This is a genomic window from Streptomyces sp. NPDC057307 (genome assembly GCF_042667665.1).
GTDB lineage: Bacteria > Actinomycetota > Actinomycetes > Streptomycetales > Streptomycetaceae > Streptomyces.
The window spans coordinates 23,414-37,483 of record NZ_JBHUZM010000045.1 but is presented as its reverse complement, the minus strand read 5'-3'; the positions used below and the strand labels follow the sequence as shown (position 1 = coordinate 37,483).

The 14,070-nt window shown below is 71.1% G+C and carries 10 protein-coding genes; 5 read left to right on the top strand and 5 right to left on the bottom strand.

From position 1 onward, the window contains the following. Positions 1 to 41 precede the first annotated feature (41 nt). The 3 genes from ACFUN8_RS18040 (at position 42) to cynS (ending at position 2,045) form a co-directional block, all read left to right on the top strand. A complete protein-coding gene (locus ACFUN8_RS18040) occupies positions 42 to 917 on the top strand; it encodes an alpha/beta fold hydrolase (RefSeq protein ID WP_383637998.1) in 876 nt (291 codons plus the stop codon). Positions 918 to 988: 71 nt separating this feature from the next. Further along, the gene (locus tag ACFUN8_RS18035; protein WP_383637995.1) at positions 989 to 1,453 is read left to right on the top strand and encodes a hypothetical protein; all 465 of its coding nucleotides are present in this window, start codon (positions 989 to 991) and stop codon (positions 1,451 to 1,453) included. A gap of 148 nt (positions 1,454 to 1,601) precedes the next feature. Then, complete coding sequence (gene cynS / locus ACFUN8_RS18030) at positions 1,602 to 2,045, top strand: cyanase (RefSeq protein WP_383637992.1); 444 nt, start codon at positions 1,602 to 1,604, stop codon at positions 2,043 to 2,045. A gap of 9 nt (positions 2,046 to 2,054) precedes the next feature. On the opposite strand, the gene ACFUN8_RS18025 is transcribed toward cynS, so the two are convergent. Beyond that, positions 2,055 to 3,056 carry a MerR family transcriptional regulator gene (locus tag ACFUN8_RS18025; RefSeq protein ID WP_383637989.1) on the bottom strand — a complete coding sequence of 334 codons (1,002 nt, stop codon included), beginning with the start codon at positions 3,054 to 3,056 and terminating at the stop codon, positions 2,055 to 2,057. A 38-nt stretch (positions 3,057 to 3,094) separates the two neighbouring features. Then, positions 3,095 to 4,264, bottom strand: coding sequence for an ROK family protein (locus ACFUN8_RS18020; RefSeq protein WP_383637986.1), 1,170 nt, complete (start codon positions 4,262 to 4,264; stop codon positions 3,095 to 3,097). 226 nt (positions 4,265 to 4,490) lie between these two features. Between ACFUN8_RS18020 and ACFUN8_RS18015 the strand changes: the two genes are divergently transcribed. Together ACFUN8_RS18015 and ACFUN8_RS18010 are read left to right on the top strand one after the other, a co-directional pair. After that, positions 4,491 to 6,659 carry an alpha-galactosidase gene (locus tag ACFUN8_RS18015; RefSeq protein ID WP_383637983.1) on the top strand — a complete coding sequence of 723 codons (2,169 nt, stop codon included), beginning with the start codon at positions 4,491 to 4,493 and terminating at the stop codon, positions 6,657 to 6,659. Positions 6,660 to 6,764: 105 nt separating this feature from the next. Further along, positions 6,765 to 8,480 carry an alpha-glucosidase gene (locus ACFUN8_RS18010; protein ID WP_383637980.1) on the top strand — a complete coding sequence of 572 codons (1,716 nt, stop codon included), beginning with the start codon at positions 6,765 to 6,767 and terminating at the stop codon, positions 8,478 to 8,480. On the opposite strand, the gene ACFUN8_RS18005 is transcribed toward ACFUN8_RS18010, so the two are convergent. From ACFUN8_RS18005 to ACFUN8_RS17995, 3 genes are all read right to left on the bottom strand, one after another. Continuing rightward, positions 8,422 to 9,123: a GntR family transcriptional regulator gene (locus ACFUN8_RS18005; protein WP_383637977.1), complete on the bottom strand. Its 702-nt coding sequence runs from the start codon at positions 9,121 to 9,123 to the stop codon at positions 8,422 to 8,424. The genes ACFUN8_RS18010 and ACFUN8_RS18005 overlap by 59 nt on opposite strands. Before the next feature lie 165 nt (positions 9,124 to 9,288). Continuing rightward, complete coding sequence (locus ACFUN8_RS18000) at positions 9,289 to 11,016, bottom strand: ThuA domain-containing protein (protein WP_383637974.1); 1,728 nt, start codon at positions 11,014 to 11,016, stop codon at positions 9,289 to 9,291. 20 nt (positions 11,017 to 11,036) lie between these two features. Further along, complete coding sequence (locus tag ACFUN8_RS17995) at positions 11,037 to 13,919, bottom strand: carbohydrate-binding protein (RefSeq protein WP_383637971.1); 2,883 nt, start codon at positions 13,917 to 13,919, stop codon at positions 11,037 to 11,039. Between the last annotated feature and the right edge of the window lie 151 nt (positions 13,920 to 14,070).

The following is a 14,070-nucleotide window of genomic DNA, read 5'->3' as shown; positions in this document are numbered from 1 at the left end:
GGCATGGATTCAAGCACCGACGAGGGACGAGGGACGCGGGCATGAGCACCACGACGCTGTACGACATCACCCTGGCCTACGACGACGCGGGCGGGGGCGAGGCCGGGGGCGACGAGGCCAGGGGCGACGGTGACGTTCTGGTTCTCGTCCACGGCCACCCGTTCGACCGCTCCATGTGGGGGCCCCAGATCGAGACGTTCGCCGGCCCCGGGCGGCGGGTGATCGCCGCCGATCTGCGCGGCTACGGCGGGAGCACCGTCGTCCCCGGCAGGACGACACTCACCACCTTCGCCTGGGACCTCGCGGCGCTGCTCGACCGGCTGGGCGTCGACCGCGTCGTGCTGGCCGGGCTCTCCATGGGTGGTCAGATCGTCCTGGAGTTCTACCGGCTCTTCCCCGAACGGGTCCGGGCTCTGGTGCTGGCCGACACCTTCGCCGCCGCCGAGACGGAGCCCGGCAAGCTGGCACGCAACGCGATGGCCGACCGGCTGCTGCGGGAAGGCATGGGGCCGTACGCGGACGAGGTGCTGACGAAGATGGTGGCGCCGCACAACGTCGAGGCCCTGCCGGCGGTGGCCGGGCACGTACGGGACATGATGCGCGGCGCGCCGCCCGAGGGCGCGGCGGCGGCGCTGCGGGGCCGGGCCGAACGGCCCGACTACGTCGGCATGTTGGGGCGGGTGGCGGTGCCGGCGCTCGTCGTGGTCGGCAGCGAGGACGTCTACACGCCGGTCGCCGACGCGCGGGTGATGAGCGAGGGGATACCCGGCGCGACGCTCGCGGTGATCGAGGGTGCCGGGCATCTGCCCAACCTGGAGCGGCGGGCGGAGTTCGACGCGGTGCTCGGCGCGTTCCTCGACTCCCTGCCGGATCTTCTGCCGGGTCCTGCGCCGGACTCCCCGCCGCCCATTACCTGACGGGTAATCGACCAGGACGGCGTCTTCGAGAACCATCAGGGGAGTCAAGCCGCTTCCCCGAGGAGGAACCCATGAGTTCGTCGGATTCGTTCGGTGCCCGCGCCCCGTCGCTGACGGCCCCGTCCACCGATTCCACCGTCGTACGCGGCGATACCGGTCTGTTGCGCCTGGCGCTGCGGCTCGACGCCGTCGCCACCGGCGCCGTGGGGGCCGCCGCGCTGATCGGCTGCGCCGCGCTGGACTCGGTGCTGGGGCTGCCGGTCGCGTTCCTCGCCGGGATCGGTGCGTTCCTGGTCCTCTACGCGGTCTTCGTGGCCTGGATCGGCTCCGCGCGGGCGCCGCGCCGTACGGCGGTGTGGACGGTGATCGGCAGCAACCTGGCGTGGTTCGCGCTCAGCGTGGTGACGGCCGCCGCCGGGTGGCTCGACCCGACCGGGCTGGGCACGGCGCTGATCGTGGTCCAGGCGGTGGCGGTGCTGGGATTCGCCGATCTCCAGCTCTACGCGCTCCGCAAGGCGCGCAAGTCCCTGTCCTGAACGGTCCGTTCGTGAGTCTCCGCGTCCGCCCCGGTGAACCACCACCGTGAGCAGCCATGTCGCGGAGACGGGCCGTACCCCTCCTGTCGTGCCTCTCCTATGCTGTGGCCGCGTGCTACCAGGCCGCAGTCCGGGAATGGAGATGCACATGCTCAGCAAGCACGAAGCCGCCGAGGCCGTCCGCCGGGCCAAGGTGACGACCGGGATCACCTGGGCCCAACTCGCCGACGCGGTGGGCAAACCGCTCGCCTGGACCACGGCCGCGCTCCTCGGCCAGCACCCGATGGGGAAGGACGAGGCGGCCACCGCGGCGGCGCTCCTCGAACTCGGGGACGATGCCGCTCTCGCCTTCCAACTCCAGCCTTCGCGCGGGGCGTTGGACGCCGCCGTGCCGGTCGACCCGACGATCTACCGACTGTACGAGGTCGTCCAGGTCTACGGTCCGACCATCAAGGAACTGATCCACGAGCAGTGCGGCGACGGCATCATGAGCGCCATCAACTTCCGCCTCGACGTCCAGCGCGTACCGGACCCGGCCGGTGACCGCGTGGTCATCACGATGGACGGGAAGTACCTTCCGTACCAGTGGTGACGGGGCGTCCTAGGCGGGTGTCCGGGCGCGCAGGGCTCGGTCGAACCAGTCGAGGACCGGCGTCAGGCTCTCCGGAGCCTGCCATCCGTTGATGACGGCGAGGAGTCGGAGGTACCGCTCCCTGCGGGGGTCGCCCGCCGCCGTCAGCCGTGCGAGCAGCCGGTGCCGGAGGGCGGTGTCGTCCGGGCGGCCGAGGAGATCGGCGTAGTGGGCGGTGACGGACGCGACGACCGGATCGGCCCGTGGTGAGTCCGGGTCGATCCCGGCCGTCATGGCGGGGCCGGCCGTGTCACGTACCACCGCGACGGGGTCACGGCGCGGCACGGCTCCCGCCCCCGCCACGGCGCGGTCCGCAGCGTCGTCCTCCATCAGCCGCCGCACGGCGGCGCGGAAGTCCGGGTCCCGGGACAGCTCGGCCAACTCCAGCCACGCGTCGAGCTGTTCGTCGGCGGGATCGTCCGGCAGCTCGGGGGTCATCGACCGCATGACGCCCGCCAGCGGGCCCGCTGCGGGGGCCGCCGTGAGGCGCGTTGTGGGGCACGCGATCTCGCCCGCCGACGCGGGGCCCGCGTCCGTGCCGCCGAAGACGGCGTCGAGGAAGTCGCCGACGAGACGGCGCCGTTCGTCCTCGGAAAGTCCGGCCAGCTCATGCATGTGTTCCATCTCCTCAGGTGTGGACCCGCGCCTGGCCACCGCCGTCAGCACCGCGTGCCGCAGGCGCAGCGCGCGGATCCGCACGGCCAGCGCCGCCGCGTGCGCCGCCGCGACGTCGGGCAGCGGCAGTTCCCGGTCCACGACCTTGCGGATCGTGGGGAGGTCCAGGCCCAGTTCGCGCAGCGTCCGTACGAGGTCCAGGCGTGCGACGGCGTCGGAGCCGTAGAGGCGGTAGCCGGCCGGGGTGCGGCCGGCCGGCGGCACGATCCCGCGGTCGGAGTAGAACCTGATGGTCTTGACCGTCAGCCCGGTACGCCGGGCCAGCTCGCCGATCGGGTGGAGCGTGTCGCCGTCCATGACCCCCACTCTCGGGTCTCCCCCGGCGGGAGACTCAACTACGTGTGCCGTCGGACACGCCCCAGCACATACGCCTGGATGGCCGTCACCGCCGCGCCGCGCGCCCACAGGCCGAAGTCCACCGGCCGTACGTCGAGCGAGACGGCCGCCGCGCGCGGATCCCGGTCGTACGCCAGGCCCTCCCGCAGCGCCTCGTGGGCCACCTCCGCCAGCCGTGCGCCCTCGCCGGTCAGGACGATCTCCGTGGTGAGGGTGAGGTTCGCGACGGCCGCGATCAGCCGCCCCAGTGCCCGCCCCGAGGCCATGACCAGCGGCGCGGCCACCGGGTCGCCGGAGGCCGCCAGATCGAGGCACTCGTCGTACGGGACGTCTCGCCGCAGTCCCACCGACGCGGCGGCGCGCAGTGAGGCCGTCGACAGCATGGCGGTGGCGCAGCCGCGGTGTCCTCGCGGGCAGAGCGGTCCGAGGGGGTCCAGGGGGAAGTGTCCGAGCAGGCCGACGCCCGCGTCCGGGCTGTCCACGACGCGGTCGTGCACGACGAGGCCGTAGCCGATGCCCGCGCCGACGGTGAGGACCGCGAACCGGTCATGGCCTCGTGCGGCGCCGAACCAGTGCTCGGCGCGGGTGAGCGCGAGGAGGTCGTTGTCGACGGCGGTGGGCACCTTGAGCGCGGCGGAGAGCATGGCTCCCAGCGGGACGTCGTCGTCCCATCCCAGGAACGGCGCTCCGGTGACCGTCGCGCGGTCGGCCACGCTGCCGCCCAGACTGACGCCGGCGGCGGTGATGTGCCGTGATTCCGGGGCGAGTTCGGCGACGAGTTCGGCCGTGAGCGCGCGCAGGACGGCGACGACCGAGTCCGGGTCGCGTCCGGGCAGGTCCGCCCGCGCGGAGGCGACGACCTCGGCGCGGAGCGTGGTCAGTACGGCGTGCACGTCCTCGTGGGTGATCTTGGCGCCGATGAAGTGGTGCGCGTCGGCGACGATGTCGAGCGGACGGGTCGGGCGGCCGGCGCGCGCTTCGTGGCTGGTGGTGCCCGACTCGACGAGGAGCCCGCTGTCCAGAAGCGGCTTCGCCAGCCGGGTGAGGCTGCCCGCGGAGAGGTCGAGCCGGCGGGCGAGTTCGCTGCGGGACAGCGGTCCGCGCAGCAGCACTTCCAGGGCGACGGCGTGCGCGGCCCCGGAGAGCGGGGTCCACGGCGCCGGTGTCATCACGTGCAAGGGACGGCCTTCCGCGAGGAGCCCGGCGCGTTGTGGCGCCTGCGGCAACGGGGGTCCGCCCATCCTGTCAGCCCACCCCGTTTACTTCCACACCGGAAGCAAACATGCCGCGAGGGGCGTGTTCCAGCCATAGCGAGGGCAGGACATCCACCTATTGACGAGCGGAAACTTCCACCCCGAAACTAACCTGACACGGCGGACGACCCGAGGAGCCCGTATGCGCACCGGTCACTCCCGTGACTACCGCCACCTCCGCGCCGCGGGTACGAGCCTGGTCCTCGACTGCACCGGTGTCCGACTGCCCCGGGTCCTCCACTGGGGCGACGACCTCGGGGACATCGGCCCGGCCGGGCTCGCCGAGCTGGCCACCGCGAGCGCCGCCCGGCAGATGTCCAACACCCTCGACCTGCCGGTGCCGCTCTCCCTCCTGCCGGAGCACTCGGCCGGCTGGCTCGGTACACCGGGCCTCACCGGCCACCGCGACGGCGCCGACTTCTCCACCGCCTTCACCGTCCGCTCGATCCGTACCGTCCGCACGCCCGACCTCCCCGAGGCGCACCAGCTCACCGTCGACGCCGTTGACGAACACGCCCGGCTCGAACTCGTGCTGGAGATCGAGCTGACCGCCTCCGGGCTCGTACGGCAGCGCGCCACCGCCACCAACCGCGACACCGGCGAGCGCCCGTACGTCCTCGACGGTCTGCTACTCGCTCTCCCCGTCCCCGCCCACGCCACCGAGATCCTCGACCTCACCGGCCGGCATGTACGCGAACGGAGCCCGCAGCGGCACCAGTTCACGCTCGGTACGCACCTCCGGGAGAACCGCCGGGGCCGCACGGGCACCGACGCGACGCTGCTGCATCTCGCGGGCGAGCGCGGATTCGGTTTCCGTACGGGCGAGGTCTGGGGTCTGCACGTGGCGTGGAGCGGCAACCACCGCACCCTCGCCGAACGCACCCCCGCCGGGGTGGCCCTGCTCGGCGCCGGGGAGACCCTGCTCGCGGGCGAAGTCCGGCTGGCGGGCGGCGAGTCGTACACGAGCCCCTGGATCGTCGGGTCGTACGGCCACGGGCTCGACGAACTGGCCGGGCGCTTCCACCAGCAGCTACGCGCCAGGACCCGGCATCCGCGCCGGCCCCGCCCGGTCACCCTCAACACCTGGGAGGCCGTCTACTTCCAGCAGGACCTCGGCAGACTCACCGCCCTGGCGGACGCCGCCGCCGAGGTGGGCGCCGAGCGTTTCGTCCTGGACGACGGATGGTTCAGGGGACGCCGCCACGACCGCGCCGGGCTCGGCGACTGGTACGTGGACGAGACCGTCTGGCCCGAGGGGCTGCACCCGCTGGTCGACCATGTCCGGTCGCTGGGAATGGAGTTCGGGCTGTGGGTCGAGCCCGAGATGGTCAACCCCGACTCCGACCTCGCCCGTGCGCACCCCGAGTGGATCCTGGCGACGGGCGGGCGCCTCCCGCCGGAATCCCGGCAGCAGCAGGTGCTCGATCTCGGCCACGCCGGGGCGTACGACCATCTGCTGGAGCGCCTCGACGCGCTGGTCGGCGAGTACGACATCGACTATCTCAAGTGGGATCACAACCGGGATCTCGTGGAGGCCGGGCACAGTCCGACGGGCGCGGCCGGGGTCCACGTACAGACGGCGGCCGCGTACCGGCTCCTGGACGAACTGCGGTCCCGGCACCCCGGGTTGGAGATCGAGTCCTGCTCCTCCGGCGGCGGCAGGATCGACCTCGGCATCCTGGAGCGCACCGACCGCGTCTGGACGAGCGACTGCATCGACGCGCTCGAACGACAGCAGATCCAGCGCTGGACAGGGCTGTTGCTGCCACCCGAACTCCAGGGCGCCCACGTCGGCTCGCCCGTCGCGCATACCACCGGGCGTACCCACACCCTCGACTTCCGGGCCGGGACGGCCCTGTTCGGGCACTTCGGCATCGAGTGGGACCTCACCGCCGCCGACTCCGACGAGCGCGCCCGGCTGGCCGAGTGGGTCGCCGCGTACAAGGAGCTTCGGCCGCTGCTGCACTCCGGCACCGTCGTGCACGGCGACCATCCCGATCCGGCGCTGTGGGTGCACGGCGTGGTGGCGGCCGACCGTTCGCGTGCGCTGTACGCCCTCGTCCAGACGGCGACGAGCGTGACGTCGCCGGCGGACCCGGTACGGCTGCCCGGACTCGACCCGGACGCCCGCTACCGGGTACGGCCCCTCCGGCCCGGCCACCGGGCCGACGGATCCCCGCGGGCCGCCCCGCTCTGGTGGGAGCGCCCGGAAGGGGTGGAGCTGACCGGCCGGACGCTGGCCGTCGCCGGGGTGCGGGCCCCGACGCTCCACCCGGAACGTCTCGTGCTCGTGGAGGCGTACAGGCTCTGACCGGCCTCCTGCGACGGCGTCCCGCAACGGCGTCCTTCAACGGCGTCCTTCAACGGCTCCGACCGCGGTCCCCACGACCACCGACATCATGCGAGGTTCAGGCACGTGAGCAGCACCGACTCCCCCTCCCCGGAAGCCTGGTGGAAGTCTGCGGTCGTCTACCAGATCTATCCGCGCAGCTTCGCCGATTCCGACGGGGACGGCGTGGGCGACCTGCGCGGCATCATCGGCCGGCTGGACCATCTCGCCGATCTCGGGGTCGACGTCCTGTGGCTGTCGCCGGTGTACCCCTCCCCGCAGGACGACAACGGCTACGACATCAGCGACTACCAGGACATCGATCCGTCCTTCGGCACGCTCGCGGACTTCGACGACCTGCTCGCCGCCGTCCACGCGCGCTCCATGAAGCTGGTCATGGACCTCGTCGTCAATCACACCTCCGACGAACACCCGTGGTTCACCGAGTCCCGGCAGGGGCCGGACAGCCCCAAGCGCGACTGGTACTGGTGGCGGCCCGCGCGGGACGGGGCGGAGCCCGGCACCCCGGGCGCCGAGCCAAACAACTGGCGCTCCTTCTTCTCCGGCCCCGCCTGGGAGTACGACGAGCCGGCCGGCGCGTACTACCTGCATCTCTTCTCGCGCAAGCAGCCCGACCTCAACTGGGAGAATCCCGAGGTGCGCGGGGCGGTCCACCGGATGATGAACTGGTGGCTCGACCGGGGCGTGGACGGCTTCCGGATGGATGTCATCAACCTCATCTCGAAGGACCCCGCGCTGCACGACCGCACCCATCACGGCGCGGGCCCCCGGATCCACGAATTCCTCCAGGAGACGCACCGAGAGGTATTCGCCGGGCGCCCTGAACGGCTGCTCACCGTCGGCGAGATGCCGGGCGTCACCGTCGAGGAGGCCCGGCTCTACACCGACCCGGCCCGCGCCGAGGTGGACATGGTCTTCCAGTTCGAACACGTCGGACTCGACCACGGTGACGGCAAGTTCGACGTACGGCCGCTGAATCTGCTCGATCTCAAAGCGTCGCTCGGCCGCTGGCAGGACGGCCTCAGCGAGGTCGGCTGGAACAGCCTCTACTGGAACAACCACGACCAGCCGCGCGTCGTCTCCCGCTTCGGCGACGACGGACCCGGCCACCGGGTCAGGTCCGCGACGATGCTCGCCACCGTCCTGCATCTGCACCGCGGCACGCCGTACGTCTACCAGGGCGAGGAACTGGGCATGACCAACGCCCCGTTCACCTCCATCGACGACTTCCGCGACATCGAGTCGCTCAACCACCACGCGGAGGCGGTCGACGGGGGCACCGACCCGGCGCGTGTCCTGGCGGGGCTGCGGGCGATGGGGCGCGACAACGCCCGTACGCCGATGCAGTGGGACGCCTCACCGCACGCCGGATTCACCACCGGCACCCCGTGGATCCCGGTCAACCCGAACCACGTCGAGATCAACGCGCGGGCGGCGTACGGCGATCCGTCGTCCGTCTTCCACCACTACCGCCGGCTGATCGGGCTCCGGCACTCCGAACCGGCCGTGGCGCACGGCGACTTCACGATGCTGCTGCCGGACGACCCGCGTGTGTACGCCTTCACCCGACGGCTGGTGGCGACGGACGGGACGGCGACCGAACTGCTGGTCCTCGGCAACTTCACCGGCGCCGTGGCCGAGGTCGAGCTGCCGGACGACGGCTGGCGGGACACCGAGCTGCTGATCGGCAACGTCCCGGACCCCGGCCCGCCGACCGAGACGGTCACGCTCGCCCCGTGGGAGGCACGGGTCCACCGCCGTCAGGTACGTCCGAAGGGCTGACGGGCGCCGCCTCCTCGGGGAACGCGCGGCGCACGAACGAGGCGATGTGGTCGTGGAGGGCGTCCCCGGCGGCCGTGGCGTCGCCCGCGACCGCGAGCCGCAGGATCTCGCGGTGCTCGGCCGCCTCGCGCTCCCAGGTCGGCACGGCCGCCCACGCCACGGTGGACACGAGCGCGGCCTGGTCGCGGATCTCGTCCAGCAGCCGGGCGAGCAGCGGGTTGCCGCAGGGCAGATAGAGTGCCCGGTGGAAGTCGCGGTTGGCGAGCGACCTGTCCGCCCGGTCCGCCGCCGACTCGGCCCGGTCCAGGGCCTCCTGGGCCGCGTCGAGCCGGGCCGCACGGCTCACCGAGCGGCGCAGCGCCTCCGGTTCGAGCAGCAGGCGGACGTCGTACACCTCGCGGGCCATGGCCGCGTCGACATGCCGTACGACAACTCCCTTGTACTGGCTCATGACGACGAGTCCGGTACCGGCGAGGGTCTTGAGCGCTTCACGTACGGGCGTCTTGGACACGCCGAACTGGGCGGCGAGTTCGGCCTCGACCAGCGCCTGACCCGGTCGGAGCCGCGCCGTGAGGATGGCGTGCTTGATCGCCTCCAGGACGTACTGGGTGCGGGACGGTATCGGAGTCGGCGTGAAGGTCATGTGTCTTATTTTTGATTTTTTTTGTCCGAGGGTTAATGGGTTTGGCCCTTTCACATACTTAAACTTGCGCGGGCCGGGGGTTTCACGCCGGGGGGCCGACTCGGCCGTCCCGTAGGTCGCTTACGGCCTGTCAGTCACACGTCACGAGCCAAAAGCCGCGTGCCGCTATCTGCCGACGGTGAAGGTGTCGATGTCGAACAGGGAGCCGCCGCCACCGGTGAAGCTGAGGAACAGCGGCCCGGTCGGTGTGCCCGACAGCGTGGTGGACACATTCTGGAAGGTCTCCCAGCCACCGGTGTTCGGTACCGCGACCGTGCCGACGACCGTGCCGGTCGCCGAGCCCGAGCGGATCGTGACGGTGCCGCCCGCGCCGGCCGACGAGACCTTCGCGGCGAAGGTCTTCGCTCCGTTGAGCGACGCCTGGGAGTAGCCCGCCCAGTCGCCGTTCTCGATGTAGCCGAGGGTCCGGCCGCCGCTCGCCGGAGCGTGGTCGGCCGGCTGGACGCCCTGCCCCGAGGTGTAGGACTCCCCTTCGTAGGTGGTCGACTGGGGCGGTGTGGTGCCGCCCAGTTCCTTGATCCTGATGTTGCGGAAGGACACGTCGTCACCGGTGCCGTGGTTCTGGATCCCGATGTGCCCCTGCTGGAGCGAGCGCACCGGGTCGGTGTTGGTGAAGTCGTTGATCCTTACGCCGTTGAGGAAGACCTGGAGCCGCTCCCCCTCCACCCGGATCTCGTACGCGTTCCAACTCCCCGGCGGGTTGAGGGCGTTGTCCCGCGCCGCGATGTCCGCCGCCTTGAAGCCGTAGACGGACCCGGTGGTCCGGTCGGCCGCGTCGGTGGAGTCGATCTGGATCTCGTAGCCCTGGTTCACCGACGTGTTGACGTCGTCGGAGGCCGGGAAGCCCACGAACACACCGGAGTTGTCGTCCCCGGCCATGCGCCAGTCCAGCTTGAGGGAGTACGAGGCGTACTCCTTCGCGCGGTACCAGTACAGGCCCATGCCGCCCTGCGCGTTCAGCGTGGCGTCGGTGTTGGTGAAGCTGCCCGGTCCGGCCTGGGACCAGCCGGTGGTCGAGCCGTTGTAGAGCGTCGTGTAGCCGGTCTCCGCGCGGCAGTCGGCCTTGGCGAAGCCCGCCGCGTACCGGATGCCGCCGAGCAGCAGCGAACGGAACGCGGGGTCGGCGTACGACTCCTGGGTGTGGCCGAGTCCGGTGTAGAAGGACCGGCCGTTGCCCTGCGGGTGGCACCAGGTGATCGGGTGGTCGCCGCTCATCTCCCCGCCGCTGTAGCTGGACTCGTCCAGGCTCTGCAGGACGCGGACCTGCGCGCGGGGATTGGTGCGGTAGTTGTACCACTCGTCGGTGCGGGACCAGGTCTGGCCCAGGTGCGAGGTGGCCGCGTGCGACCGGTCCTCGTTCTTCACCGTGGCCCGCTGGATCGCCGGGTGGCTCTTGAACCAGGCGCCGACGAGCTGCTGGTACTGCGGCCACTCGTACTCGGTGTCGGCCGCCGCGTGGACGCCGAAGTAGCCGCCGCCACCGTCCACGTACCCCTGGAGCGCCGACTGCTGACTGGCGTTCAGGACGTCGCCGGTGGTGGAGAGGAAGACGACGGCCTTGAAAGTGGCCAGATTGGCGGTGGTGAAGGCGTTGCTGTCCTCGGTGGCGGTGACGGTGAAGTTGTTGGCCGCGCCGAGGTCGCGGATGGTCTGGGTACCGACGGGGATGGAGTCGTGGCGGAAGCCCGCCGTCTTGGAGAAGACGAGGACCTTGTAAGCGGGGTCGGCGGCCTGGGCCGCGGTGGCCGGTGCCAGGAGTGACGCGGCGAGGCCGAGGGTGAGGGCGAAGGCCGCCGCGGCGGTCTTCGGCAGGGTACGGAGCTGACGGAGCATCACTGTCTCCTTGACTCGCGTCACTTGGTGAGAGTGAGGGTGTCGACGTCGAAGAGCGAGCCGGCCCCACCGGTGAAGGTGAGGAACAGCGCCCCGGACGATCCGGTACCGGTCAGGGCGGTGGAGACGTTCTGGAAGGTCTCCCAGCCCCCGGTGTTGGGTACGGCGACGGTGCCGAGGACGGCTCCGGTCGCCGAGCCCGAGCGGATCGTGATGGTGCCGCCCGCGCCGGCCGAGGAGACCTTCGCGGAGAAGGTCTTGGTCCCGGCCGTCGGGACGGAGGCGTAACCCGCCCAGTCGCCGTTCTCGATGTAGCCGAGCGTGTTGCCGCCGCTCGCCGGGGCGTGAGCGGCCGCCTGGACGCCCTGGCCCGAGCTGAACGATTCGCCCTCGACGGTCTGGCTGGTGCCGCTGGTGCCGGTGGCGAAGGTGAAGGCGTCGACGTCGAAGAGGTTGCCCTGGCCGGTCACTCCCTTGAAGACGAGGAACAACTCCGTTGTCGCGGCGGGGGCGTTGGTGAGATTCGCCGACACGTCGACGAAGTTCTCCCAGCCGCCGGTGGGTGCCACGGCCACCGTGCCGAGCAGTGTGCCCGTCGCGGACCCGGCCCGTACCTCCAGGCTGCCGCCGACGCCGCCGGACGCGACGCGGGCGGTGATCCTGTTGGCGTTGGCCAGGTTGTAGGGCTTGAAGGAGATCCAGTCGTTGTTGTCGGTGAAGCCGACGGTGCTGCCGCCCTCGGCGTTGCCGTGCGCGGCGACCTGGATGCCGCCGGACTGGGCGGAGAAGTGCTCACCCTGGCGGTGCCGGGGCTGGAGGATACGGGCGCTGTGCGTGGTCAGCCCGGCGCCGTCGGTGTACTCGGCGTCGAAGACGCCGTAGATGTTGGCCGCGCTGTCGTGCTCGCCGTCGGCGGGCACGTTGAGATTGCCCGAGCAGCCGGTGGCCTGGGTGATCTGGTGCCGGTGCTCGTCGTGGCCGAGCAGATAGGTGACCTTGACCTTGGAGCAGTCGATGGTCCCGTCCTCCGGGTCGCTGACGGTGACCTGGAAGGGCACGGTGTCACCGAAGGAGAACAGCTGGCCGTCCTTGGGGGTCTGCAGCGTCACCGTCGGAGCGGTGTTGCCCGCCGTGACGACCAGGCTCGCCGTACCGGTCAGACCCTCCGGGTCCCGCACCGTGAGCGTCGGCCGGAAGGTGCCGTTGGTGGTGTACGTGTGGCTCGGGTTGGCGGCCGTGGAGGTGGTGCCGTCGCCGAAGTTCCACGAGTAGGTCAGGGCCTTGCCCTCGGGGTCGGAGCTGCCGGCCGAGGAGAACGCCACGGTCAGCGGGGTGGGGCCGGACACCTTGTCCGCGGCGGCCTTGGCGACCGGGTTGCGGTTGGCGGCGCCGACGTACTCGACGCGGTACAGGGCCTGGTTGTTGCCGCCGGTGCCGTAGTCCAGGACGTACAGCGCACCGTCGGGGCCGAACGCCTGGTCCATGACCTGGGTGCCGGTCCACGGGAAGGCTTCGATGACGCCGGGGGTGCCGTCGGACTTGACCTCGATGGCCTTGATCCACTTGCGGCCGTACTCACCGGCGAAGAAGCGGCCGTCGAGCGACTGCGGGAACTTCACGTTCGAGTTGAGGTTGGCGTCGTAGCGGTAGACCGGACCGCCCATGGGCGACTCCGAGCCGCCGCCGAACTCGGGCGGCGTGCCCGCGTCACCGCCGTACTTGATCCAGCTCGACTTGGCGGCGGGCAGGGTCGCCAGACCGGTGTTGCGGAACGAGTTGTTCGCGGGCGCGGCGCAGTTGTACTTCGCGGCGGACGGGCCGCTCGGGAAGGTGTACTCGCTGTACGTCTCGTTGGCCGTGTTCGTGCCGGTGCAGTACGGCCAGCCGTAGTTGCCGGGACCGGTGATGCGGTTGAACTCGACCTGGCCGCTGGGCCCGCGGCTCGCGTTGGTGACGCCGGCGTCGGGGCCGTAGTCACCGAGGTAGACGATGCCGGTCGCCTTGTCGACGGACATCCGGAACGGGTTGCGGAAGCCCATCGCGTAGATCTCGGGACGGGTCCGCGCGGTACCGGCCGCGAAGAGGTTGCCGGAGGGCACGGTGTAGCCGCCGGCCGCGGTCGGCTTGATGCGGAGCACCTTGCCGCGCAGGTCGTTGGTGTTGCCCGAGGAGCGCTGGGCGTCGAACTGCGGGTTGCGGTCGGTGCGTTCGTCGATCGGCGAGTAGCCCGACGACTCGAACGGGTTCGTGTCGTCGCCCGTCGTCAGATAGAGGTTGCCCTGCGCGTCGAAGTCGATGTCACCGCCGACGTGGCAGCACTGGCCACGGTCGTTGGGGACTTCGAGCACGACCTTCTCGCTGGCCAGGTCGAGCGTGTTGTCGGCCTTGAGCGTGAAGCGCGAGAGGTTGAGGTGGCCCTTCCACGGCTCGAACGCCGCGGCGTTGCCCGTGACGGGCGCGTCGCCGCCCGGCGTGCTGAGCTTGGGCGAGTAGTACAGGTACAGATACCGGTTGCTCTGGAAATTCGGGTCGGCGGCTATCCCCTGGAGACCTTCCTCGTCATGGGTGTAGACGTCCAGCTTGCCTGCCGATTTGGTGTTGCCCGCGGCGTCCGTGTAGCGGACCGTGCCGTCCCTCGCCGTGTGCACGACGGCGCGGTCGGGCAGTACGGCGAGTGACATCGCCTCGCCCAACTCGGCCGAACCGAGAGCGAGTTGTACCTGCTGGTAGTCGCCTGCCGGGATGGCGGCGGGTGCTGCGGGTGCTTCTTCGTGACCGGGGTGACCGGGGTGGGCGGCCGCGGTGGGGACGCTGATCGCGCCGCCACTCACCACCAGACCCAGTACCGCGAGCCACCTCAGCCACTTCTGTCTCGGGCGCGGCCGTCCTGAGAGTCCTGACATCGAGCTTCCTTCCATACCTGATCAAGGGAAGAGAGACAGGCGGAAGCGCGGGCGAGCGCGCCACCGTGTCTCACTCAGGGAGGAACCTGCTGCCCGGGCGATGTCCCGTCACCCGGGGAGCAGCCGTACTGGTCCGTGCAGGGGCATGCGA